Source organism: Salipiger mucosus DSM 16094 (assembly GCF_000442255.1).
Classification (GTDB): Bacteria; Pseudomonadota; Alphaproteobacteria; order Rhodobacterales; family Rhodobacteraceae; genus Salipiger; species Salipiger mucosus.
The window spans coordinates 1-22,736 of record NZ_KE557281.1 but is presented as its reverse complement, the minus strand read 5'-3'; the positions used below and the strand labels follow the sequence as shown (position 1 = coordinate 22,736).

The 22,736-nt window shown below is 63.7% G+C and carries 22 protein-coding genes and 1 pseudogene; 20 read left to right on the top strand and 3 right to left on the bottom strand.

The features are described from left to right. Positions 1–93 precede the first annotated feature (93 nt). Positions 94–264: a twin-arginine translocase TatA/TatE family subunit gene (locus SALMUC_RS20015; RefSeq protein WP_020040117.1), complete on the top strand. Its 171-nt coding sequence runs from the start codon at positions 94–96 to the stop codon at positions 262–264. Positions 265–581: 317 nt separating this feature from the next. Here the strand turns inward: SALMUC_RS20015 and SALMUC_RS30035 are convergent, their stop codons facing one another. After that, positions 582–728, bottom strand: coding sequence for a hypothetical protein (locus SALMUC_RS30035; protein ID WP_020040118.1), 147 nt, complete (start codon positions 726–728; stop codon positions 582–584). Positions 729–1,041: 313 nt separating this feature from the next. On the opposite strand from SALMUC_RS30035, the gene SALMUC_RS20005 reads away from it, so the two are divergent. The 8 genes and pseudogenes from SALMUC_RS20005 (at position 1,042) to SALMUC_RS19970 (ending at position 9,896) form a co-directional block, all read left to right on the top strand. Further along, positions 1,042–3,195, top strand: coding sequence for a 4Fe-4S binding protein (locus SALMUC_RS20005; RefSeq protein ID WP_020040119.1), 2,154 nt, complete (start codon positions 1,042–1,044; stop codon positions 3,193–3,195). A 13-nt stretch (positions 3,196–3,208) separates the two neighbouring features. Beyond that, positions 3,209–5,108: pseudogene (nosZ, locus tag SALMUC_RS20000) on the top strand (TAT-dependent nitrous-oxide reductase). A gap of 13 nt (positions 5,109–5,121) precedes the next feature. After that, the gene (locus tag SALMUC_RS19995; protein WP_020040121.1) at positions 5,122–6,375 is read left to right on the top strand and encodes a nitrous oxide reductase family maturation protein NosD; all 1,254 of its coding nucleotides are present in this window, start codon (positions 5,122–5,124) and stop codon (positions 6,373–6,375) included. Continuing rightward, complete coding sequence (locus SALMUC_RS19990; RefSeq protein ID WP_020040122.1) at positions 6,372–7,283, top strand: ABC transporter ATP-binding protein; 912 nt, start codon at positions 6,372–6,374, stop codon at positions 7,281–7,283. Before SALMUC_RS19995 ends, SALMUC_RS19990 begins: the two co-directional genes overlap by 4 nt. Continuing rightward, the gene (locus tag SALMUC_RS19985; protein WP_020040123.1) at positions 7,280–8,107 is read left to right on the top strand and encodes an ABC transporter permease; all 828 of its coding nucleotides are present in this window, start codon (positions 7,280–7,282) and stop codon (positions 8,105–8,107) included. The genes SALMUC_RS19990 and SALMUC_RS19985 overlap by 4 nt, the downstream gene beginning before the upstream one ends. Further along, positions 8,104–8,634 carry a nitrous oxide reductase accessory protein NosL gene (locus tag SALMUC_RS19980; protein ID WP_020040124.1) on the top strand — a complete coding sequence of 177 codons (531 nt, stop codon included), beginning with the start codon at positions 8,104–8,106 and terminating at the stop codon, positions 8,632–8,634. Before SALMUC_RS19985 ends, SALMUC_RS19980 begins: the two co-directional genes overlap by 4 nt. Beyond that, positions 8,631–9,545 (top strand): FAD:protein FMN transferase, encoded by a 915-nt coding sequence (locus SALMUC_RS19975; protein WP_020040125.1) that lies wholly within the window; start codon positions 8,631–8,633, stop codon positions 9,543–9,545. The genes SALMUC_RS19980 and SALMUC_RS19975 overlap by 4 nt, the downstream gene beginning before the upstream one ends. A gap of 117 nt (positions 9,546–9,662) precedes the next feature. Beyond that, on the top strand, positions 9,663–9,896 hold the full coding sequence (locus tag SALMUC_RS19970) for a DUF1858 domain-containing protein (RefSeq protein WP_020040126.1): 234 nt from the start codon (positions 9,663–9,665) through the stop codon (positions 9,894–9,896). Positions 9,897–9,913: 17 nt separating this feature from the next. Here SALMUC_RS19970 and SALMUC_RS19965 read toward each other — a convergent pair whose 3' ends face one another. Next, positions 9,914–10,609, bottom strand: coding sequence for a Crp/Fnr family transcriptional regulator (locus tag SALMUC_RS19965; protein ID WP_020040127.1), 696 nt, complete (start codon positions 10,607–10,609; stop codon positions 9,914–9,916). 100 nt (positions 10,610–10,709) lie between these two features. On the opposite strand from SALMUC_RS19965, the gene SALMUC_RS19960 reads away from it, so the two are divergent. Then, positions 10,710–11,147: a pseudoazurin gene (locus SALMUC_RS19960; RefSeq protein ID WP_020040128.1), complete on the top strand. Its 438-nt coding sequence runs from the start codon at positions 10,710–10,712 to the stop codon at positions 11,145–11,147. A gap of 81 nt (positions 11,148–11,228) precedes the next feature. Continuing rightward, positions 11,229–12,428: an NnrS family protein gene (locus SALMUC_RS19955; protein ID WP_021120695.1), complete on the top strand. Its 1,200-nt coding sequence runs from the start codon at positions 11,229–11,231 to the stop codon at positions 12,426–12,428. Between the two features lie 164 nt (positions 12,429–12,592). Here the strand turns inward: SALMUC_RS19955 and SALMUC_RS30030 are convergent, their stop codons facing one another. Then, a complete protein-coding gene (locus tag SALMUC_RS30030) occupies positions 12,593–12,811 on the bottom strand; it encodes a hypothetical protein (RefSeq protein WP_156883576.1) in 219 nt (72 codons plus the stop codon). 135 nt (positions 12,812–12,946) lie between these two features. Between SALMUC_RS30030 and SALMUC_RS19950 the strand changes: the two genes are divergently transcribed. From SALMUC_RS19950 to SALMUC_RS19905, 9 genes are all read left to right on the top strand, one after another. Then, positions 12,947–13,894, top strand: coding sequence for a D-ribose ABC transporter substrate-binding protein (locus SALMUC_RS19950; RefSeq protein WP_020040130.1), 948 nt, complete (start codon positions 12,947–12,949; stop codon positions 13,892–13,894). 66 nt (positions 13,895–13,960) lie between these two features. Next, complete coding sequence (locus SALMUC_RS19945) at positions 13,961–14,611, top strand: DUF2291 family protein (RefSeq protein WP_020040131.1); 651 nt, start codon at positions 13,961–13,963, stop codon at positions 14,609–14,611. After that, positions 14,608–16,155 (top strand): sugar ABC transporter ATP-binding protein, encoded by a 1,548-nt coding sequence (locus SALMUC_RS19940; protein ID WP_020040132.1) that lies wholly within the window; start codon positions 14,608–14,610, stop codon positions 16,153–16,155. The genes SALMUC_RS19945 and SALMUC_RS19940 overlap by 4 nt, the downstream gene beginning before the upstream one ends. Next, positions 16,155–17,222, top strand: coding sequence for an ABC transporter permease (locus SALMUC_RS19935; RefSeq protein ID WP_021120694.1), 1,068 nt, complete (start codon positions 16,155–16,157; stop codon positions 17,220–17,222). The genes SALMUC_RS19940 and SALMUC_RS19935 overlap by 1 nt, the downstream gene beginning before the upstream one ends. Positions 17,223–17,232: 10 nt before the next feature. After that, positions 17,233–18,273 (top strand): Gfo/Idh/MocA family protein, encoded by a 1,041-nt coding sequence (locus SALMUC_RS19930; protein WP_020040134.1) that lies wholly within the window; start codon positions 17,233–17,235, stop codon positions 18,271–18,273. Next, the gene (locus SALMUC_RS19925; RefSeq protein WP_020040135.1) at positions 18,270–20,042 is read left to right on the top strand and encodes a D-apionate lactonase family protein; all 1,773 of its coding nucleotides are present in this window, start codon (positions 18,270–18,272) and stop codon (positions 20,040–20,042) included. The genes SALMUC_RS19930 and SALMUC_RS19925 overlap by 4 nt, the downstream gene beginning before the upstream one ends. Before the next feature lie 36 nt (positions 20,043–20,078). Further along, entirely contained in the window at positions 20,079–20,801 is a 723-nt protein-coding gene (gene nanR / locus SALMUC_RS19920) for a transcriptional regulator NanR (RefSeq protein WP_021120693.1), read from the top strand. A gap of 368 nt (positions 20,802–21,169) precedes the next feature. Continuing rightward, positions 21,170–21,916 (top strand): hypothetical protein, encoded by a 747-nt coding sequence (locus SALMUC_RS19915; RefSeq protein WP_020040137.1) that lies wholly within the window; start codon positions 21,170–21,172, stop codon positions 21,914–21,916. 597 nt (positions 21,917–22,513) lie between these two features. Beyond that, on the top strand, positions 22,514–22,736 hold a 223-nt coding region (locus SALMUC_RS19905; RefSeq protein WP_020040139.1), incomplete at its 3' end, for a helix-turn-helix domain-containing protein.

Genomic DNA, 22,736 nt, shown 5'->3' with positions numbered 1-22,736 from the left:
TGTCGCGATAATCTGTAAGAACGGGCGCATGCCCTGGCGGCATCCTGACACCCCCCCCCCGCAGTCCGCGCCGGCAGAAAATGGAAACACCCAATGCTCAACAACATCGGTCTGACCGGACTGGCCCTGATCCTCGTCGTCGTTGTCGTCCTGTTCGGCCGCGGCAAGATCTCCTCCCTCATGGGTGAGGTCGGGCAGGGGTTAACGGCCTTCCGACGCGGAATAAAGTCCGGACAGGACGAGGATGACAGCTCTCCCGCCTGACCGGCAAAGACAGACACGCACGCGTTCGAGGGGCCGAGCGGCCAGCATATCTCTGGCCGCGACGTCGAGAAATGCCCGTGTTTTTCGAGGCAGAGCACCAACTTTGAGATAGATGGCCCTGCCCGGTCCCCTGTCTATTTCGAAATCCTACATATCCGCGATCGCGAACCTGGGCGCATAGGCTATCCCCATGCCCGCGGCCGCCAGCTCGACCGCTACCCGAGCCGAGTTGACGTGGAAGCGGTCGCCCACTCGAGCGACAATGCGACCGTGTGCCGAGTGGGCGACCGCTTCCAGTTCGGGCACGTATTTCGACGTCAGCCCGTACAAGACTCCAATTGCTGAGCCGCTGCGGTGAAGAAGCCGGTTCGCGCGTTGGCCGCGAAGGCCAGCATCTCGCGGACGAGGTCGCCGTCAGCCTGCTTCTCAACCAGCTCGATCAGCGTCATTCTGTCGTCGGTCATCGTCGTCTCCGTTCTTGGTTCAAGGTCTTGCAACCCGAACCTGCCCGAAGATTGACGCTGGCCGCCAGCGTCACACCCGGCCGCGCGCTGCGCTACGCCGGGGGGTCCGCGCGAGGCCTCTTACACCAAGCGGTGGGACACTACCATCCCGACGGGCAACCGCGTTCACGGACTCCCTGAATCCGCAACCAGGTTGCGCAAGCACAAACTTCCTTTCCCGGCTTCCGGCTACGCAGGATCCGAACACGCCATTCGGACGAAAGCGACGGGCCAGACGATGCGGATATTTCTAAAAACTCTGGTCTTTTTGGCAATGTTGGCCCTAGTCGATCCGGCCCGGGCCGAGCCGCTGGTCGTCGAGTATCTCGGCGACGTGAATCCCGCCGAGCTGGTTCCCGGTGCCACCGCCTTCGGGCCTCCGCGGGATGATGGGCTCGTGCCCGCTCAGAGTAACGGCGAAACTGTCGGCTGGGTTTTCCTGACCTCCGATTTCGTGCCGACCACGGGCTATTCTGGCAAGCCAATCCACATCCTCGCCGGGATCTCACCGGAGGCCATGCTGACCGGGGCGAAGCTGGTGAAGCATTCCGAACCCATCGTGCTGGTTGGCATCCCGGAATCCGAGATCCGGGCGGTGATCGACCATTACACCGGCTTCGACCTACATGGCGTGTCGGGACCCCGCGACGCCGATGATCTGGAGATCGTGTCGGGTGTGACCGTGACGATCATGGTGATCGACGACTCGATCCTGCGCGCTGGGGTCAAGGCGGCGCGGGCCCTGGGTCTGGAGGGTTTCGCGGCGCCGGAACAGGCGGGCCCCCGGCGCGAGATCGACCGCGCGGCCGGCGCCGTAGTGGGCTGGGAAACGCTGGCCGGGAACGGGGCGCTGCGCCGCCTGGTGCTGGACGTGGCAACGATCAACTCGGATTTCGCCGCGCTGGGAGACCCGCGTACCGACAAGAACGCCGAACCTGGACCCGCATCCGACGCGCATGTGGACGTGTGGACTGCACTGGTCAGCCATCCAGCAATCGGCCGTTCGCTGTTGGGCGAAGCGGCTTGGGAGAACCTGCAAGCGCGCCTGGAACCCGGCGACGAGGCGCTTGCCGTGTTCGGCGCGGGGCGCTGGTCTTTCAAGGGGTCCGGCTATGTTCGCGGCGGAATCTTCGACCGGTTCCAGCTGATCCAGGGCGAGATGGCCTATCGCTTCCGCGACCGCGAGCACAGCCGTGTCGTGCGGGTTTCGGCCGAAAACGCACCAGACTTCTCAGAGATGGACCTGTTCATCATCCCGGCGGAGGCCGATTTCGATCCGGCAAAGCCGTTTCGGCTGCAGTTTCTCGTCAGCCGGGCGGTCGGTCCGATCGACAAGGTCTTCCTGACATACGACCTCGGCTACGAATTGCCCGGGCCCTATACCCGCACCGTCGCCCCCGCGCCTGTGACTGAGATCGCGCCCGAACCCGCCGGAACGGATGCCCGAGATGCGCTGTGGCAGCGGATCTGGGATACCAAACGCATACAGGTGATCGTTCTTGCCGCCGCGCTGGTGTTGTTGTCGGGGATCTTCTTCCAGAATTTCGCGACGAAGAACGCGCAGCTCTTCGCGATCCTGCGCAACGCCTACCTCGCTTTCACGCTGGTCTTCGTCGGCTGGATCGCCAACGCACAGCTTTCGGTCGTGAACATCCTGGCGGTCGTCAACGCCCTGTTTAGCGATTTCCAGTGGAACACGTTCCTGATGGACCCGCTTATCTTCATCCTTTGGTTCGCCGTGGCCGCGGCGCTGCTGTTCTGGGCGCGGGGGGCCTATTGCGGCTGGCTTTGCCCCTTCGGCGCGTTGCAGGAGCTGTCGAACAAGATCGCACGGCGGTTCGGCGTGCCGCAGGTGACGTTACCCTGGGGCTTGCACGAGAGGCTCTGGGCGGTGAAGTACATCATCTTCCTCGGGCTTTTCGGGCTTTCACTCTACTCGCTGGAGCTGGCTGAGCGGTTCGCCGAGGTGGAGCCCTTCAAGACCGCGATCATCCTGAAATTCGCGCGGCCGCTACCCTACGTTCTGATTGCCGTCGCCTTCCTGCTGCCGGGGCTCTTCATCGAACGGTTCTATTGCCGCTACGTCTGTCCACTGGGCGGTGGCCTGGCGATCCCGGCGCGGCTGCACATGTTCCGCTGGCTGAAGCGGTACAAGGAATGCGGCAACCCCTGTCAGCTCTGTGCCACCGACTGTCCGGTCAAGGCGATCCACCCGACGGGCGAGATCAATCCGAACGAGTGCATCTCCTGCCTGAACTGCCAGGTGCTCTACCAAGATCACGACCGTTGCCCCGTCGTCATCAAGACCGACAGGCGACGTGCCAAGAATGCGGCATCCGCGGCTTCGCTCGCCGCGCACACCGCCGATAGCGAGGGGAGCACACGCTCTCACCTCGGCCACCCCAACCAGCTTTCCAATGCGAAATGAAGGAGGAAAGAAGATGAGCGACGATACCAAGGGAGTTTCCCGTCGGGGACTGTTCAAGGGAACGGCGGGCGTTGCTGCACTGGCGACCGTGGCGGGCGCCAGTGGCCTGGGCCTGCTTGCCGGAACGCGCAAGGCCGCGGCTGCGACGGCGGCGACTGAGGTCGCGCCCGGCCAGCTGGACAGCTACTACGGCTTCTGGTCCTCCGGGCAGTCAGGAGAAGTACGTATCATTGGCGTGCCCTCGATGCGCGAGCTGATGCGGATCCCGGTGTTCAACCGCTGCTCAGCCACCGGCTGGGGTCAGACCAACGAGAGCCTGAAGATCCTGACTGAAGGGCTGCTGCCCGAAACGACGGAGTTCCTCGCGAAGCGCGGTAAGGTCACTTATGACAACGGCGACCTGCACCACCCTCATATGTCCTTCACTGAGGGTACCTATGACGGGCGCTACATTTTCGCCAACGACAAGGCCAACACCCGCGTCGCGCGCATTCGCTGCGACATCATGAAGACGGACAAGATCATCGAGATCCCGAACACGTCGGACATCCACGGTCTGCGGCCGCAGAAATATCCGCGAACCGGCTATGTCTTTGCCAACGGCGAGCACCGCATCCCGCTGCCGAACGACGGCCTCGTGCTCGACGAACCGGACAAGTACGTCTCGATTTTCACTGCCGTCGACGGAGACACAATGGAGATCGCCTGGCAGGTGATCGTGGACGGTAACCTCGACAACTGTGACGCCGACTACGACGGGCTTTACGCCTTCTCGACCTGCTACAACTCGGAGAACGGTGTCACGCTGGCGGACATGACCGCGAACGAGCAGGACTGGGTCGTCGTCTTTGACATCAAGGCGATCGAGGCGGGGATCGAGGCCGGCGACTACGCCGAGTACAACGGAGTGAAGGTCTTCGACGGGCGCAACTCCGGGAAATACACGCAGTACATCCCCGTCTCGAACAGCCCGCACGGTTGCAACATGGCGCCCGACAAGCGGCACCTGTGCATCAACGGCAAGCTGTCACCGACGGTCACGGTGATTGACGTGACGAAACTACCGGAGGTGTTCGGCGGGGAAGAACCGCGGTCTGCCGTGGTGGCGGAGCCGCAGCTGGGGCTTGGCCCTCTTCACACCGCGTATGACGGAAATGGCAACGCGTTCACCACGCTATTCCTCGATAGCCAGATGGTGAAATGGAACATCGAGGATGCCATCCGGGCGTTCAACGGCGAGGACGTGGACCCGATCATTGAGAAGATCGACGTGCACTACCAGCCTGGCCACAACCACACCACGATGGGCGAGACGCTGGAAGCGGATGGGCAGTTCCTGATCTCGCTCAACAAGTTCTCGAAGGACCGCTTCTTGAATGTCGGGCCGCTGAAGCCTGAGAACGACCAGGTGATCGACATCTCCGGCGACCAGATGGCGCTGGTGCATGACGGACCCACCTTTGCCGAGCCACACGACTGTATCCTCGTGCGCGCCGACAAGGTGAACCCGGCCTCAATCTACGATCGGAACGATCCGCTCTGGCAAGATGCCCGGGCCCAGGCCGAGAAGGATGGAGTGGATCTCGACTGGGGTGCGGACGTGATCCGCGACGGCAACAAGGTGCGGGTCTACATGCACTCGGTCGCGCCGGCCTTCAGCCTCGACCAGTTCGAAGTCACACAGGGTGACGAGGTGACGATCTATGTCACCAACATGGATGAAGTCGACGACCTGACCCACGGGTTCACGCTGGGCAACCACGGCGTCGCCTTCGAGGTCGGCCCACAAGCCACCGCCTCCGTTACCTTCACCGCCGACCGTCCGGGGGTGGCACTGGTACTACTGCCAATGGTTCTGCCACGCGCTCCACATGGAGATGCGCGGCCGGATGCTGGTCAAGCCGGTCGCGTAAGGGGGGACTGTCCATGCGCTTCCTTTTCTGGTTGTTTCTGTTAACGATTTTTCCGCTCGCATCGCTGGCGGAGCGTATCGAGGTGCAGCCTGGGCAGGGGGCGCTGGCGCAGGCCATCGCGACCGCCCGGCCCGGCGACGATCTGGTGCTCGGGGAAGGCACCTATGCCGGGCCGGTTCTGATCGAGAAGCCACTGTTACTCACGGGGCCTCACGCCCGGATCGAAGGCCCGGGCAAGGGAACCGTGATTACTGTCACCGCGTCGGACGTGACGATCTCGGGTATCACCATTTCGGGCGCCGGCGCGCGGCTGAGCGATCTCGATAGCGGTATTCGCTTGCTGAAGGGCGCCGACCGGGCGGTGGTCGAGAGCGTCACGCTGGACGGCAATCTAATCGGCATCGACGTACACGGTGCCAAGGACGTCACAATCCGAGGCAACCGGATCGAAGGCCGCAACGACCTGCGCGTTGCCGAGCGCGGACCCGGCATCTATGTCTGGAATGCCCCCGGCCTGAAGGTCGAGGACAATACTATCGTCAAGGGCCGCGACGGTGTGTTCATCACCACCTCGAACGACGCGGTCTACCGGCGCAACCGCTTCAGCGAGCTGCGCTTCGCCTTCCATTCCATGTATGCCAACCGCATCGAGGTCACGGGCAATGTCAGCCGCGGCAACCACATGGGATTTGCCTTCATGTATTCCACCCGGCTGATGGTCGAGAGGAACCTGTCGCAGGGCGACGCCAATCACGGGTTCTTCATGAACTTCGCCAACAAGGCGGAACTGCGCCACAACGAGGTGCGCGACGGAGGAGAGAAATGCCTCTTCGTCTACAATTCCAACCATAACCGGCTCGAGGCGAACCGCTTCGAAGGCTGCGGCATCGGCGTGCATTTCACTGCCGGCAGCGAGAGCAACGTCCTCGCGGGCAACGCCTTCGTCGGCAACCGGACCCAAGTGAAATACGTCGGCACTCGCTGGCTGGAATGGTCCGATGTCGGGCGGGGCAACTACTGGTCCGATCATGCCGCCTTCGACGTGAACGTCGACGGAATCGCCGACAGCCCCTACCGGCCCAACGACAGCATCGACCGGCTTGTCTGGTCGCAGCCCGCGGCGCGTCTGCTGATGGGGGCGCCCGCGATGCAACTGATCCGCTGGTCGCAGTCGCGCTTTCCGGGGCTGCTGCCCGGCGGCGTCATCGACAGCCATCCGCTGGCCTCTCCCGGGGACGCGGGCCTGCCACAGGGAGATCCCTCATGACCGATCCTATTCTCGACATCCGCAACCTCTGCCTGTCATTCGGGCGGCTCAGGGCGCTGGACAACGTGTCTCTTTCCGTCCAACCCGGAGAGCGGCTGGCCTTGCTGGGCCATAACGGCGCGGGCAAGTCGACGCTGTTCAAAGCGGTTCTGGGCTTTCTGCGGCCCGAAGCGGGGCGGATCGCCGTGACCAGCCATGCGCCGGGAACCGACGCGGCCCGCATCGCCCTCAACTACCTGCCCGAGGTCGTCTCGTTCCCGCGCAACCTCACTGGACGCGAGGTGCTGGACTACTTCTCCGGCCTGCGCGGTGCACCGCGCGCGGCGGTGTCCGATCTGCTGACTCGTGTCGGTCTTGCGGACGCGGCGGAACGTTCCGTGGGCACCTGGTCCAAGGGGATGCGGCAGCGGCTGGGCCTCGCGCAGGCGCTGATAGGCGCGCCGCGTCTGTTGCTTCTGGACGAGCCGACAAGCGGGCTCGATCCCGTCTCGCGGCAGGAATTCTATGCGATTATCGCTGAAGCCGCCGCGCGGGGCTCGGCGGTGTTCCTGTCCTCACACAGTCTCGATGAGGTGCAAGACCGGACCGACCGCGTCGCGATCCTGTCGCAAGGACGGCTGCGGGCCGAAGGCACCCTGACCCAGCTTGCGGCAGGCGCGGCACTGCCGACGCGCATCTACGTCACCACAAAACCCGGCGCGGCGGACGATCTGCAAGCGGCACTCGGGGGACGTCGCGCTAACGGCTGCCGGCTTGAGATCGACTGCGCGCCAGATGCCAAGCTGTCGGTACTGGCCCGGCTGGGCGAACACCATCAGGCGCTTAGCGACATCGATGTCGCGGCACCGGGACTGAACGACATCTATCGCCACTTTTCACGCCACGACGAGACGGAGGACCGGACATGACCACCCGGATCGGCACCATTTTCGGCCAGGAATTCCGGCAAGTCCGGCGAAATCTCTGGGTCGTCCTGGCGACCGGCATCCTCGGGCTCTTCGCGCTCGCATTGGCGCTATTCGGCGCGGGGCAGGGAGCAGCGTTGAAAGCCGACGTGCTGACGATCACCTCCGCCAGCCTGGCGACGCTTTCCGTTTACCTGATCCCATTGATCGCGCTCCTGATGTCCTACGACTCGCTCGCAGGCGAGATCGAACGCGGCACTCTTGCGCTGACGTTCGCCACGCCCGCCCGCCGCTGGGAAGTGTTCCTCGGCAAGTTCCTGGCACAAGCCACGGCCGTCGGGCTGGCGATCGTGCTGGCCTTTGGCGTGGCGGGGCTGACGGCGGGTCTGTCACTGGGCACCGGGGTCGAGGGCATCGCGGCATGGCTCCGCCTCATGGCCACGGCCGCGGCGCTGGGGGCGGTTTTTGTCGGCGTCGGGTTGATGTTGTCCGCGCTCACCGGGCGGACGGCTCGGGCGGCAGCCGCAACCGTGGGGACCTGGCTGCTGCTGGTCGTACTCTACGATGTGGCACTGCTGGGAGCGCTGATGGCATCCGGCGAAAGCACCTTCGCCACGCATGTCTTTCCGTGGCTCGTGATCGCCAACCCCGCCGACGCCTTCCGTCTCTACAACCTCACCCTGATCGAGACCGCTCCCATCGCGGGCATCGACGGGCTGGCGCGGACGTTACCGTTCCCGCCCGTTGCCGCGCTGGCCGGCCACGGCCTGTGGCTGGCCACCTGCCTAACGCTTGGCGTCATCCGCACGAGAAGGATCGTTCCATGAAACCGCTTGTCTTCGTCCTCCTCGCCTCTGTCGCCCTCGCTGGCTGCAAGGAAGAAACCGCCGCCATCCTGCCCGTCGCCATGACCGACGAGGCACTTGGCCATTACTGCCAGATGTTCGTGGCCGATCACCCTGGTCCAAAGGCACAGGTCCATCTCAAGGGACAGGCAACGCCGCTCTGGTTCAGCCAGGTCTCCGACGCGGTCGCTTACCTGCACGATCCCGAGCGAGATGCCGAAATCATGGGCATCTTCGTCTCGGACATGGCACGCGCCGAAACCTGGGCGCTTCCGGGCACCACGAACTGGCTGGCGGCGGAGGCGGCAAGCCTTGTGATTGAAAGCGCCCGGCCGGGTGGTATGGGCGTGCCCGAGGCCATACCCTTCGGCGACCGCGCGGCCGCGCTGGCCTTCGTAGCGCAGCACGGCGGGAGGGTCGTTGGCTGGGGCGAGGTGCCCGAGACTTATGTTCGTCCGGACATGTCCGAAATGCTCGGACACGCCATGAACGAGGAGGCTTCAAATTGAGCAGGATCACGCGGCGGCGTTTTCTCACGATCACGGCGGCCGCCTGTGCCGCATCGCGGCTGTCGGCTGCTGCGCCCGTTGCTAGATGGCGGGGACACGCGCTGGGGGCCCATGCCGAACTGGCGCTTGCCGGTGTCTCGCAAGAAGACGCAGCGCCCGTTTTTTCCTCCGTCGCAGCAGAGCTCGAGCGGATCGAACGCTTGTTTTCACTTTACCGTCCCGACAGCGCGCTGACACGGCTGAACCGGGACGGTGTCCTGCCCGATCCCGCGCCGGATTTCCTGCACCTGCTCTCGGTTGCACGAACAGTCTATTCAGTGTCCGAAGGTGCATTCGACCCGACGGTGCAACCGCTGTTTACCTTGTACGCGGAGGCTGCGAACGGGGGGCGCTCCGACCCTGACCGTGTGAAGGAGGTGCGGCGCCGGATCGGCTTCGACAAGGTGTCGGTCGCGTCCGACGCGGTGCGGTTCCGGCGCGACGGCATCGCCATGACGCTCAACGGGATCGCGCAGGGCTTTGCAACCGACCGTCTGGCAGAGCTGCTGACCCGCGCGGGGCTGCGGAACGTCGCGGTGAATGCCGGAGAGGTTCGCGTAGTCGGCCAAGGTGCCGGCAGCGGCTGGCCCGTAAGGCTGCCCGGTGGTCGGATGCTGCGGCTGACGGACAGGGCCGTGGCGACCTCGGAACTCGGCGCCACAATGATCGATCCCGACGCGGGCGTCGGACATATCTTCGACCCCGCCGGAAGGCGAGGGACCTTGCGGGCCAAGCCGGTGACGGCCTTGCACGAAAGCGCCGCGATGGCTGATGCGGCCTCGACTGCGGCGGTCGTCCTGTCGGACCGGCAGCTTCCCTTGCTCCGGAAGATCGGCGTGGGAATCGTGGCCACCCCCCTGAAGCAGGCTTGAAGCCTGCGATTTATTGCGGATGCGATACGTCTGCTGGGCCTGTCATGGCCGCTTGTTGTGGAAGCGCAAAGAAGCGGACGAAAGGCGGCCGCAAGATATCGGGGAAAGGACATGCCCATGCGCCGTCGCCGCCCCGACCCCAACGATCCCGACCTGCCGCTGGCAGATCTCTTCGCCGCGTGGCCCGAGGCGGCGCTGCCCTTCCTGGATCGTCGAATGCTCTGCCCCGGATGTCCGATTGCGCCGTTTCACACGGTCGTCGATTCCTGTCGCGAGTACGACCTGGACGAAGACAGCTTCCGCAGCGAGATCGCCGGCGGACTGCGTTCCGAACGGCAGAAGCGCGCGTAGGCGCAGGCAGGCAGCTGTCAGCCGTTGCCGTTGCTGATGAGCACCAACTGGTGCGGATCGGTGACCGCGATGCGCTTGCGCGTGGATTCCACGATGCCCTGCTTTTCCCACGATGAAAGCAGCCGGCTGACGGTGTGCAGGGTCGTGCCGGTCATGTCCGAGATATTCTGGCGCGTCACCGGAAACGCGATCTCGATCCCGGTGTCCGTTTTCCGCCCGCTTTGGTTCACCATGCGCAGCAAGGCGGCGGCGACACGCTTTTCCACCGCCTGGGTCGCCATCTCGGTCAGTGTCTGCTGGATCTGACCCAGTCGCTGACCAAGGGTCTTGTAGCTCTCGGTTGCGAAGCCGTCGTAGCTCGCTGTGAAATCGGACCACAGGCGCGCCGGCCATGACAGGGCGATGGATTCCGCGGCGGTCATCGCCGTGGCCGGGTAGGTGTCGCGCTGAAGGGCCGGAGCGATGCCGAAGAGCTGGCCGGGCGAGATGTGGAGGACGATAATCTGATCGCCGTCCGGCGTGGTACGGATCACGCGCAGGTAGCCGTCGAGCAGCAGGAAGAAACGGTCGGCATCGTGGCCCTCCCGAAAGACGGCCGTGCCCTCATCGTAGCGGCGCGAACTGGCCTGGTCGAGAATTTCGCGGATCTGAGGCCTCTCAAGGCGCGAGAATGGCGGCAGGCCGGTCAGAAGGCTTTCGTCGAGCTTCGGCAAGTTTCGGTCCGCGAGTTTGAGCAAGAGCAACGTTCCGATCGACGGATTACTGCAAACCGGGAGCAAGCGAAACAACCGGAAACGGAGAAAGGAAGTTCCGATGTTCAAGACGATGATGATGTCTGCCGCTATCACCCTTGCCGCCGGTGCCGCGTTTGCCACAGACGGAGCGGTGCATGAGGTCAAGATGCTCAACAAGGGCGAGGCGGGCGTGATGGTGTTCGAACCCGCCTACGTGAAGGCCGAACCCGGCGACGTGATCCAGTTCGTGCCGACCGACAAGGGCCACAATGTCGAAAGCATAGACGGAATGCTGCCCGAGGGCGTGGAAGCCTTCAAGACAGCCTTCAACGAGCCGTTCGAACTGACCGTCGACGAGGAGGGTGTCTATGGCGTGAAGTGCACGCCTCACTACGCCATGGGCATGGTGGCTCTGATTCAGGTGGGCGACGCGGCGAACCTCGATGCCGCGGCCGATGTGAAACAGAGAGGGAAGGCAAGGGGCCGCATGGCGGACCTGATCGCACAGGTCGAGTGATCGCCCGTCCCTATGACATTCGACCGATGCGGGCGGTGCCATGGGCACCGCCCGATTGTCTTCCGGACAGGAGGCATCCCAATGCCCACGCGAAATAGTTACCAAGGCCCGGCACTGTTCTCCTACGGGTTCCGACCATTCTTCCTCTCGGCGGGCCTGTTCGCGCTTGTTGCGATCGCCGCGTGGTGGCTGGTTTGGCGCGGAAAGATCGGGCTCGCCAGCCACTTCCTTCCCGTCGACTGGCACATTCACGAGATGGTGTACGGCTTTGGTGCCGCAGTGGTTGCCGGGTTCCTGTTCACCGCCGTGCCGAACTGGACCGGACGGCTGCCGACACGCGGCTGGCCGCTGGTGCTGCTGCTGGCGGTGTGGTTGGCGGGCCGACTGGCTGTATCGGGAGGTACCGGGCTGGGCCCGGTCGCGGTGGCATTCGTCGATCAACTGTTCCTGCTGGCTGTCGCCGCGATGATCGCGCGCGAGATCGTGGCCGGCCGGAACTGGCGCAATCTCAAGGTGCTGGCGCCGGTGACGCTGCTCTGGCTTGGCAACGTGCTGTTCCATGTCGAGGCGATGGTGCAGGGCAGCGCCGATCTCGGCCGCCGGCTGGGGATCGCATTGTTGATCTTCCTGATCCTCCTGATCGGTGGGCGGATCGTGCCCAGCTTCACGCGCAACTGGCTGGTGCAGAGGGGCGCAGACCGGCTGCCTGCGGCATTCAACCGCTTCGATGAATTGTGCCTGGTTGCAGGTGCGGCAGCCCTGGTCGCCTGGGTCGTAACCCCATACGGCACGGTCTGCGCGGCATTCGGTGCGGTGGCGGCCCTGGCGCACCTCGTTCGTCTCGCCCGCTGGCGCGGTTTGGCGACATGGCGCTCGCCGCTTCTGCTGATGCTGCATCTTGCCTATCTGATGGCGCCGCTCGGATTCGCCGCCATTGCCCTTGCGGCGCTTGGCCTCGTAGCGCCTGCGAGTGGCGCGCACGTGCTGGGTATCGGCGCTGTCGGCGGCATGACCGTGGCAGTCATGATGCGCGCGACCATGGGGCATACCGGTCGCCCACTGGTGGCCGGCCCCACGCTGACCGCGGCTTTCGTGCTTGTCGTCGCCGCAACTGCGGCGCGCGTGGCCGGTTCCGGGATGGTCTTGGGGCGGTTCGACGGGATAGACCTCTCCGCCGGTCTGTGGACAGTCGGCTTCGCGCTTCTTGCGGTGCGGATCGGCCCCTGGCTGGCGCGGCCCAGGATGGCAGCCAAGGCACCTTCGGCGGCCCCTCGAAAGTAGCGGGCGCCCAACCGTGCGGTGAAAAGGTTGGTCGGCCCGACCCGTAGCTGTGATGATGTGATCGCCAGCCGACGGCAGCGATGTGCCAAAGTGAGATCGCAACAAGCCGATCTCGAGGGCGATCATAATCGTGAAGGACGCGGAGGGAAGAAGTGTGCTCGAGTTCAGCAAAACGATGCCTGAGGAACCGGACAGCGGCGGCGCATCCGTGGAGGCCGGGGATGTTTGTGGGAAAGCCGGACCTGCCGCGCGCTGTGCCTGCATATCGAGTCGGTCACACCAGAAATGACGGTGACTATCACGGTCGACTGGTTGGAGGCAGTCTTTCCAGCCAGCACCTCTGCGCTGACGGCGCCGGTGACACCGATCATGTCGTCGGACATGGGCTCGCCTAAGTCAGCCCAAACAGTGATACTCATCATACCTGTTGACAATCATCAGGTCGTACCACACGCTGACGTTGATCAGGGAGGAACAGGCTCCGGTCGGGGTCGGTCTGATCAGTGGAGGAGAGTTACATGAGCATTACCCGCCGCATATTCGTATCCAGCCTGGCCGTCACCGCCGTGCTGCCCACCATTCGCGCCGCCCGTGCGCAGGAAAAGGGGCTCATCGCGATCATCACGCCGAGCCACGACAACCCCTTCTTCAAAGCCGAAGCCGTCGGCGCCGAAAAACGGGCGCAGGAGCTGGGTTACGACACCATCGTGCTGGTGCACGACGACGACCCCAACAAACAGTCCGAGATGTTCGACACCGCCATCGCACGCGGGGCCGCGGCGATCATTCTCGACAACGCCGGGGCTGATGCCACGGTGGCGCCCGTCCAGCGCGCGAAGGAAGCGGGCATACCATCGTTCCTCATCGACCGCGAGATCAAGGAAAGCGGCATCGCGGTGAGCCAGATCGTCTCGAACAACTACCAGGGCGCACAGCTCGGAGCGGAGGAGTTCGTCTCGCTTATGGGAGAGGAGGGCCCCTACGTCGAGCTCTTGGGCCGCGAAGCCGACACCAACGCCGGCATCCGCTCCGCGGGTTACCATGACATCATCGACCAATTCCCAGATCTCGAGATGGTCGCTGAGCAGTCCGCCAACTGGTCGCAGACCGAAGGCTACGAGAAGATGGAGACCATCCTGCAGGCCAATCCCGGCATCAAGGGCGTGATCTGCGGAAACGATACGATGGCAATGGGCGCCTGGGCTGCGCTAGAGGCTGCGGACCGCACCGACGTGATCGTGGTAGGTTTCGACGGTTCGAACGACGTGCGCGATTCCATCCTCAACGGTGGGATCAAGGCGACCGTCTTGCAGCCCGCATACCGACAGGCGCAGCTCGCCGTCGAACAAGCCGACAAATATCTCGAGACCGGCTCGACCGGTCAACCCGAGAAGCAGCTCATGGACTGCGTACTGATCACGCCCGAGAATGCGGGCGACCTCGAGACCTTCTCGCTGTCGGGCTGACGGCCGACGCAACGGCCCGGCGCCGCGCCGGGCCGCTCCATTCCCCCCAAAAACGCCGGATATACCATGCGCCAAGCGATACTCTCGGGGGCGCTCGCCTGTCTCATGCTGCCCGTCGCGGCCTGCAAGATCGTGCCGAACCCCGATCCCGAATCCCAGTCCGAAACCTCGGCGGCACAGACCGATGAAGCCCGCATGGCGGCCTACGTCGAGGACCGTTGGCAAAGCGAGGTTCTACCCGTCATCTCGGAGAACACGGTCGCCTATGACGACTTCCAGGCACGGCTCGGCGACGGGCTCGACGCAGCCGGGGCGGCCTACGGCCTTCGGCCGGAGGGCGAGGCCAACCCATGGAATTTCGTCATGACCGGCAGCGGCATCGTGACCGAGGCGAAGCTCGACAGCCGCGCAGCCAAGATGCAGGTCGACATGGACGGCGACGGCAGTGCCGACGTGACGCTGCAGCTCGGCCCCGTGATCCGCGGCACGGCACTGCGCGATGCTATGCCGTTCATCGTCTTCACCGATTTCCGCGACCAGATCGAGTTTGCGAAGCTCGCCCGCGCGATGAACGAACGCGCCAGCGCCGGGCTCGAAAAGCCCGAAGGCGAGGTGGTGGGCGAAGAGGTGAGTTTCACCGGCGTCTTCACCCTGCGCGCAGCGGGAGACACCCCCGAGATCGTACCGACCGAGTTGTCGATGGGCGGTGCGCCATGAGCGGTTCCGCGCATCCTGTCGGCCTCAGCATTCGTGAGGGCACCAAGGTCTATCCCGGCACCGTGGCGCTCAAGGAGGTCGATTTCGACCTGCGCATGGGCGCGGTCAACGTGCTGGTGGGTGAGAATGGCGCCGGCAAGTCGACCATGATGAAGGTCATCGCCGGGGTAGAGCAGCTCACCTCAGGCCGTGTCGAGATGGACGGCCACGAGGTGAACTTCCACTCGACTGACGACGCAGAGCACCACGGCATCGGTATCGTCTTCCAGGAGCTGAACCTTTTTCCCAATCTCACAGTCTCCGAAAACATATTTATGGCTCACGAGAAGACCCGCCTTGGCATTGACATAGACGCCGAGGCGCAGCGCGCTGAAACAAGGGCGCTGATGCGGCGGCTCGAGCACGACATCGACCCTGATACGCTCGTGGGTGACCTCAAGGTCGGGCAACAACAGATCGTCGAGATCGCCAAGAGTCTGTCGCGCGACGCCCGCATTCTGATCCTCGACGAACCGACCTCAGCGCTGTCGAATGCCGAGGTCGAGATCCTGTTCCGCGTGATCGAAGAACTGAAGGCCGAGGGCGTGGGCATCGTTTACATCTCGCACCGGCTCGAGGAACTGATCCGTGTCGGCGATCACATCACTGTCCTCCGCGACGGCGTTATCACCGGGGCACAGTCGATGGAGGGCGTCGACATCCCATGGATCGTCCGCAATATGATCGGCGAGAGCTCCAAGGATTTCGCCAAGGAGATCGATCACCCCTTCGGCGAGGAAGCTCTTCGGATCGAGGACATGCGATTGGCCGATAGTAGCGGCGGCTTCGCGGTCGACGGCGTCTCTCTGTCGCTGCGTCAGGGCGAGATCCTCGGGATCTACGGCCTGATGGGGGCTGGCCGCACAGAGCTTCTCGAGGCGATCATCGGCCGCCACCACCACGTCACCGGAGATGTCTGGGTGCATGGGGAAAAGATGGGGAAGCCTCGCGTCGCTGACCGCATCGCGAAGGGTCTCGCGCTCATTCCAGAGGACCGCAAGCACGACGGGCTCGTGCAGATCCTGTCGATCCGCGAGAACATGACCCTGTCGTCGGTCGGAGCCTTCACCCATGGCATCCACATGGACCTTGAGGGCGAGCGCTCGCGCGTGGCCGACTTCGTCAAACGCATGGTGATCAAGATCGCCTCGCCCGAGAACCCGGTCTCGGCCTTGTCGGGGGGCAACCAGCAAAAGGTCGTTATCTCGAAGGCACTAATGACCGGTCCGCGGGTGTTGCTCATGGATGAGCCCTCGCGAGGAATCGACATCGGCGCCAAGGCTGAGGTCTTCCGGGTCATGCGACAGCTCGCCGCCGAGGGCCTGGGCATCGTCTTCGTGACCTCGGATCTCGAGGAGGTGTTGAGCCTCTCAGACCGCATCATCGTCATGTCGAACGGTCGGATCACCGGAGAATTCAGCAAGGAGGAGGTCACCGAGACCAAGCTCGTGACCGCGTCCGCCGTGGGCCATGCGCCCGACCGCGCGGAAAGGGAGACCGCATAATGACCGACAGCACCGTATCCCCCGCCGCGACGCAGGCAGGGTCCAACCACACGCTTCTGCTTCTACTCAAAGCCCGGACGTTCATCGCTCTGATCCTCGTCTTCGTCTTCTTCTCGATCTTTGCGCCGAACTTCCTGTCGACGGCGAATATGGTGATCATGTCGAAGCACGTCGCGCTGAACGCCTTTCTTGCCATCGGCATGACCTTCGTCATCGTCTCTGGGGGCATCGACCTTTCCGTGGGTTCCATCGTCGGGCTCTGCGGGATGGTCGCAGGCTACCTGCTGCTCAACGGTATCGACATCGGGCTCGGCTGGTCGGTCCAGTTCAACACCTTGGAGATCTGCCTGATCGTCAGCCTTGTTGGCATATCTATCGGCGCGCTCAACGGCTTCCTGATAACGAAGCTCAACGTGGCGCCATTCATCGCGACCCTCGGCACACTCTACATCGCTCGAGGCGCCGCGATGCTGTCGAGCGAGGGCGAAACCTTCCCGAACCTCACAGGCAACGCCGAATACGGCTCGCAGAGCTACCGGCTGATCGGTTCAGGCGATTTTCTAGGTATCCCCATCTCGATCTGGATGCTGATCGCCGTGGGCCTCCTGGCCGCGTATATCGCCAAGCGCACGCCTCTGGGCCGCTTCATCTACGCCGTCGGCGGCAACGAGCGCGCTGCAGGCCTGTCGGGTGTGAAAGTGACCCGGGTCAAGTATTTCGTCTACATGTTCTCGGGCTTCTGCGCGGCTCTCGTCGGTATCATCATTTCATCGCAGCTGGTGGCCGCGCACCCGGCAACGGGCGACACCTTCGAACTCAACGCCATCGCCGCGGCGGTCCTCGGCGGCACCTCGATGTCGGGCGGACGCGGAAAGATCGGCGGCACAATCGTCGGCGCCTTCGTGATCGGCGTGCTGTCGGACGGTCTGGTGATGATGGGGGTCTCGGCTTTCTGGCAGACCGTCATCAAGGGGATGGTCATCATCGCCGCCGTGGTCATCGACCAAGCGCAACAGAAGGTCCAGGCCAAGGTCGCTCTACAGGCGCAGGCCGCGGTCGGAAAATGAAGGAGGCAGCATGAGCCGCATCAAGGGCGCACTTATCGGCTGCGGTTTCTTCGCCCGCAACCAGCTTCACGCTTGGAAGGGCATCGAGGGGGTCGAGATCGTAGCTATCTGCGACCGCGACGAGACCCGCCTGGCCGAGGCGGGTGACGCCTTCGGCATATCCCGCCGCTACACGGATGCGGGCCGAATGTTCGACGAGGGCGGTTTCGATTTCGTTGACATTGCCACGACCGTGCCTTCGCACCGGCCGCTGGTAGAGATGGCCGCGCGGGCAGGGGGCGGCGACGGCTTGCACGTCATCTGCCAAAAGCCCTTTGCCGAGAACATGGATGACGCGCGGGAGATGATCGCTGCGGTCGAGGCCACCGGCAAAACCTTCATGGTGCACGAGAACTTCCGCTGGCAGTCAGCAGTGCGCGCCGCCATCGAGGAGTTGCGAAACAATGCCATCGGCACGCCGTTTTTTGGTCGGGTGAGTTTCCGCTCGGGCTACGATGTGTTCGCGGGTCAGCCATACCTTGCCGAAGGCAAACGCTTCATCATCGAGGACCTGGGCATCCACATCCTCGACATCTCGCGCGCGCTAATTGGGGACGTGGCGCGCATCAGCGCCACCACCAAGCGGATCAACCCCGAAATCCGGGGGGAGGATGTCGCCACCATACTGCTGGCCCACGAGAACGGCGTCACCAGCGTAGTAGACTGTTCTTACGCAACGCGGCGCAGCCCCGAGACCTTCCCCGAAACGCTTCTCGAGATCGACGGCACCGATGGCACACTGCGGCTCGACGCGGGTTACCGGCTTACGATCCAATCAGGCGGCGGGGAAGATATCCGCGACGTGGCGCCGCCGGTTCTTCCTTGGGCCGAGCCGCCCTGGCATAACATCCAGGAGAGCGTGGCGCTTATCCAGCAGCATTTCGTCGATAGCCTGAGTGAGGGACGTGCGCCCGAAACCTCGGGCGACGACAACCTCAAAACCTTCGCTCTGGTCGAGGCGGCCTATCTTTCGGCCGCCGAGGGTCGCACCGTGGCACTGGCCGAGCTATGACCGATCCCGTCGCACTCTACGGCACCGCGGTACCGCCGGCCCCCTCCACCGAGCTGCGCTACGGCGAGGTGACGATGACCCTGCAGGAAGGTGCGCTGCGCCACGTCTGCGTGGGCAGCACCGAAATCATACGGTCGGTCGCCTTTCTCGCGCGTGACCGCGACTGGGGTACCATCGCGCCCGAACTCGGAGCGCTCGAGCAACACGAGGACGACGGCGCACTGCGACTGGGGCTACCGATGCGCTTCGACACCGGAACTGCTCAGCTCGATGTCATGCTGCAGATCCGTATCGCCGACGGTCGACTGTCGGTCGAGGCCGAGGGCAGGGCGTACGGTGATTTCGAGACCAACCGAACGGGCTTTACCGTGCTGCACCCGATCAAGGGCGTGGCCGGCTGCCCCGCCCGGGTCATCCATTCCGACGGACGCACTGACTACAGCCGTTTCCCAGATCTCATCGAGCCCTGGCAGCCCTTCATGGATATCTCTGCGCTCGAACACGAGGCAAGCGGGATGCGAGTGCGCTGCGCCTTCACCGGCGACACCTTTGAAATGGAAGACCAGCGCCAATGGGGGGATGCGTCCTACAAAATCTACAACCGCCCCCTCGCACTCCCCTGGCCATACGTCATCGCCGACGGTGCTGCGCTGGCGCAATCCTGTGACGTCACCTGGCAGCCCGCGCCGGCGACCCCCACGGCGCCCCCCGCCAGCGAGAGGCAATCCGCTCGCATTCCGGAGACCGCGCTGGTGCTGACGGCCGACGATGCGCAGCGGTTGGCGCAGCGCCCCGCAGATCTCGATGTCGTGCGCCCGCACCGGCTCCTGTGTCATGTCGATGCGGCGGAAGGGCCGGTGGAACCGCAGATCGCCGCTTTCACCGAAGCGCAGGCAGTGTTGCCCGGCATCCTCTTCGACCTCGAACTCATCTGCCGCTTCGATGGCTGTCAGCCCCCCGGAGAGGAACTCGACGCGCACGCTGCTGCCGTCCGCGACAGCGGGTTCGTGCCCGCGTCGGTCTTCGTCTGCCCCTCGGTCGACCGCCAGTCGACGCCGCCGGGCTCCGCGTGGCCGGACTGCCCGCCGCTCGAAGAGATCCACGCCGCGGCGGCCCGCGCCTTTCCCGACCTGCCGAGAGGCGGCGGGATGGCGAGCCTCTTCACCGAGCTCAACCGCAAGCGTCCGCCGGTCCGGCAGCTCGATTTCGTGAGCCATGCGCTGTGCCCGATCGTCCATGCCGCCGACGACGGCCACGTCATGGAAACCCTCGAAACCATCCCGCATATTGCCCGCTCGGCGCGCGCAATCATCGGCGGGTGCGACTACCGCATCGGGCCCGCCACCATCGCAATGCGGCAAAACCCCTACGGCTCCCGCACCATTCCCAACCCAGATTGCGGCCGGGTCTGCATGACCGACGACGACCCGCGTCATCGAGGGGCATTTGGTGCCGCCTTTGCTCTTGGGCTCGCGACGGCGCTCGTCCCCTTCGACATCGCCGTCTGGACGCCTGCCGCACTGTACGGTCCACGCGGACTCTTTGGAGACGACGGCCCGTTGCCCATTGCCGGGGTGCTGCGCGCGCTCTCAGATCTTGCAGGCGAAACTGTACGCGACGCCGCTGTCGCCGAGGGCATGGCGTCGCTGACGACCGACAAGGGCCGCCTTGCTGCCAACCTCACGCCATCCCCCAACGGCGGTCTGCCGCCCTACGGCTGGCAGTTTTCAGACGGCGTAGAAATTGAGCGCCCGGACGGAAAGGATTAATTACCACGTTGACAGACTCGCTTGAAGGCCCACGTCATGGAAAGTGAAACGCACGCCAAGGACAGCAAGATCGTCCGCCGTAAGCTCTCCGAGCAGGTGCTCGAACGCTTGCATGATATGATCCGAAAACATGAACTCACACCCGGCGAATTCATGCCCTCGGAGCGTGCGCTGATGGAACGCTTCGGGGTAGGGCGGCCTGCCGTGCGCGAGGCGCTGCAATCTCTGCACAACAGCGGACTTATCACCATCAGCCATGGTGAAAGGGCCAAGGTGAACGAACTGAACGCCGCGAGCGTGCTGTCGAAATCCGACGAGCTGGCGAGGCTGGTCTTGGACTCCGCTCCCGCCAACCTCGACCATCTGAAACACGCGCGACAGATGTTCGAACTGGGCATGGTCCGCGTCGCCGCCGAGAACGCGACGCCCGAAGACATTGCCGAGTTGCGTCGGCTGATCAGGACTCAGCGCGGTCAGTTGGGGAATGCCCCGGCGTTCATCGCGACTGACATGGCTTATCACCGCAAGCTCGCATCTCTCGCGAACAACCCGATCATCCTGTCGGTCTCCGATGCGATGCTGGGCTGGCTCTTTGAGTACCACGTAAGCCTCCTGCATCGGTCGGGCAGCGAGGACGTGACGCTGGCAGAACACGCCAAGATCGTCGATCACATCGAAGATAACGATGTCGAGGGCGCGGTCGAAGAGATGCGCCGACACCTTCAGCGTTCGCGTATCGCCTTCGAGAAGCGCGAATGATTGCAGCGCGACATCGATGGTGCCCCCTGCGCGACACCGCAATGCCCGACAAAGAGAAGACAGCGACACCGAACAGCGACATCGAAACTTGATCACGCCGCCTTCGAGCGGCCCCATTCCAATCGTCACCATCAACCACCTGCGATGCGGCGCAACCCCAAGAGCAGTGTCGCTGAACAACTGATGCCGCAACGCCTGAACTCGTCGCCGTGTCGACTGGTTTCGAGAGATCCGACGCCGTTCAGCTAGACGTCGCAAACGAAGCGCATCGGAAACAGAGCGGGGCTTCTTCCTCAGCGGACATTCCATTCAAGCAAAGACCTCACTCGTCTGGTACTATGGGGTAGGACCGCAAAAGGAGGTTCGTCATGCTGATGTCATTCCATGATCTGAGATCCTACGGAATCCACGCCACCGACAAGCAAACCGGCAGCATCAACGATTTCTACTTCGACGATCACGAATGGCGCCTTCGTTATCTTGTCGCGCACACCGGCTTCTTTCTCACCGGGCGCGAGACGCTCGTTGGCGCCGCACGACTCGGCACACCTGACACTGAGCGTATGGAGCTTCCCATCAATCTAAGTGCCCAGGAGTTGAGAACGGCGGAACCAGGCGAAGCACATCAGCCGGCCAACGCACAACGACATGCCACCCACATGTTGCCGGACACCGGATTCTGGGCGCCGTACCTGGTCGCGACCGAGCTGTTCTACACGCCAAGTCGTGCACAGGAGCTAATGGCCGAGACGCGCGATGAAAACGATACCACTGAAGCAGAAGATTACCAAGATATGAAGCTTCGCAGCATGGTCGAGGTTATAGGTTACAAGATCGCCGAAAAGGATGGTGATGTCGGCTCAGTCTGCGGTTTCCTCATCGATCCCGAAGACTGGACATTGCAGCATGTTGTCGTGGAGACCGGCCACTGGCTCCCCGGTCGCCGCGTCGCAATCACGACCCGGTGGATTGAAGCTGCCGATTGGCACGAACAACGGATCCACGTCGAGGTATCGCGACAAGAGATCGAGGAGGCGCCGACGCTGGATACCGTCGACGATCTCCTGATCAGCCCGTTCGAGCGCTACGGCGCGTTGGGAACCTGGCCGGCGTGAGAAATCTGGTGGCAGCCCGGCTCCAGCACACACACCCGGCGACAGGTTCGTCTGGGTACCGGACCGCGATACCGTCTTCACCGGCGACATCGTCTACGTTGAGCGGATCGTCGGTCTGGGCGACCAGAGTTCGATTACACATTGCCCTGCAGCCTTCGAGGCGGTGGAGGCGACAGGCGCCGCGCATATCGTGTCGGGCCACGGTCATGTGACGACGATGACACGGGCGCGCGCCGATACCTACGACTACTTGAGGGATCAGTCGGCGTTCGCCTACCTTGAGCAATTCGAGGCCTTGGCCGGCCGCAACGCGCAGACCGCTTTTCAGCAGATGGGATGGGAGTAGCGTGCCACCGGAGGCACGCGACACAGGACCCGGCAGGGACATCGAAGCTGTCCGACTTCCCAGAACGACAGGTCTTTGGAGTGCCGCGGAGCGGTTCGAGGGCGTGCTTTCAAGGCACTCTCAGAAAGCATTTTCCCAGACGGATTTTACTTAACATAACTCGCATTACACGATTCGCGGATGTAGCCGGGTGGATTCACAAACGAAGTGCAAAGTCTGTATGAAATTAGAAGCATGCATGGAGGATGTGAATGGGCCGCTGCTACCCCCACCTGACTTTCGAGGAACGCCGGAAGCTCGCGAAGTGGCGCGAAGCAAAGATGCCGGTTCCGGAAATCGCGGATCGGCTGGGTCGTGCGCCCTCCACGATCTATCGCGAACTGCGCAGGAATGTCTTTGAAGACGAGGAGATGCCGGAGCTGAATGGCTATCATGCCCTCGTCGCCCAGAAGATCTACGAAGAGCGGCGCGCGG

Coding starts and splice junctions, on each gene's coding strand:
- SALMUC_RS20015 (WP_020040117.1), top strand. CDS start 94: ATGCTCAACAACATCGGTCTGACCGGACTGGCCCTGATCCTCGTCGTC.
- SALMUC_RS30035 (WP_020040118.1), bottom strand. CDS start 728: ATGACCGACGACAGAATGACGCTGATCGAGCTGGTTGAGAAGCAGGCT.
- SALMUC_RS20005 (WP_020040119.1), top strand. CDS start 1,042: ATGTTGGCCCTAGTCGATCCGGCCCGGGCCGAGCCGCTGGTCGTCGAG.
- SALMUC_RS19995 (WP_020040121.1), top strand. CDS start 5,122: ATGCGCTTCCTTTTCTGGTTGTTTCTGTTAACGATTTTTCCGCTCGCA.
- SALMUC_RS19990 (WP_020040122.1), top strand. CDS start 6,372: ATGACCGATCCTATTCTCGACATCCGCAACCTCTGCCTGTCATTCGGG.
- SALMUC_RS19985 (WP_020040123.1), top strand. CDS start 7,280: ATGACCACCCGGATCGGCACCATTTTCGGCCAGGAATTCCGGCAAGTC.
- SALMUC_RS19980 (WP_020040124.1), top strand. CDS start 8,104: ATGAAACCGCTTGTCTTCGTCCTCCTCGCCTCTGTCGCCCTCGCTGGC.
- SALMUC_RS19970 (WP_020040126.1), top strand. CDS start 9,663: ATGCGCCGTCGCCGCCCCGACCCCAACGATCCCGACCTGCCGCTGGCA.
- SALMUC_RS19960 (WP_020040128.1), top strand. CDS start 10,710: ATGTTCAAGACGATGATGATGTCTGCCGCTATCACCCTTGCCGCCGGT.
- SALMUC_RS19955 (WP_021120695.1), top strand. CDS start 11,229: ATGCCCACGCGAAATAGTTACCAAGGCCCGGCACTGTTCTCCTACGGG.
- SALMUC_RS30030 (WP_156883576.1), bottom strand. CDS start 12,811: ATGTCCGACGACATGATCGGTGTCACCGGCGCCGTCAGCGCAGAGGTG.
- SALMUC_RS19950 (WP_020040130.1), top strand. CDS start 12,947: ATGAGCATTACCCGCCGCATATTCGTATCCAGCCTGGCCGTCACCGCC.
- SALMUC_RS19945 (WP_020040131.1), top strand. CDS start 13,961: ATGCGCCAAGCGATACTCTCGGGGGCGCTCGCCTGTCTCATGCTGCCC.
- SALMUC_RS19940 (WP_020040132.1), top strand. CDS start 14,608: ATGAGCGGTTCCGCGCATCCTGTCGGCCTCAGCATTCGTGAGGGCACC.
- SALMUC_RS19935 (WP_021120694.1), top strand. CDS start 16,155: ATGACCGACAGCACCGTATCCCCCGCCGCGACGCAGGCAGGGTCCAAC.
- SALMUC_RS19930 (WP_020040134.1), top strand. CDS start 17,233: ATGAGCCGCATCAAGGGCGCACTTATCGGCTGCGGTTTCTTCGCCCGC.
- SALMUC_RS19925 (WP_020040135.1), top strand. CDS start 18,270: ATGACCGATCCCGTCGCACTCTACGGCACCGCGGTACCGCCGGCCCCC.
- nanR (WP_021120693.1), top strand. CDS start 20,079: ATGGAAAGTGAAACGCACGCCAAGGACAGCAAGATCGTCCGCCGTAAG.
- SALMUC_RS19915 (WP_020040137.1), top strand. CDS start 21,170: ATGCTGATGTCATTCCATGATCTGAGATCCTACGGAATCCACGCCACC.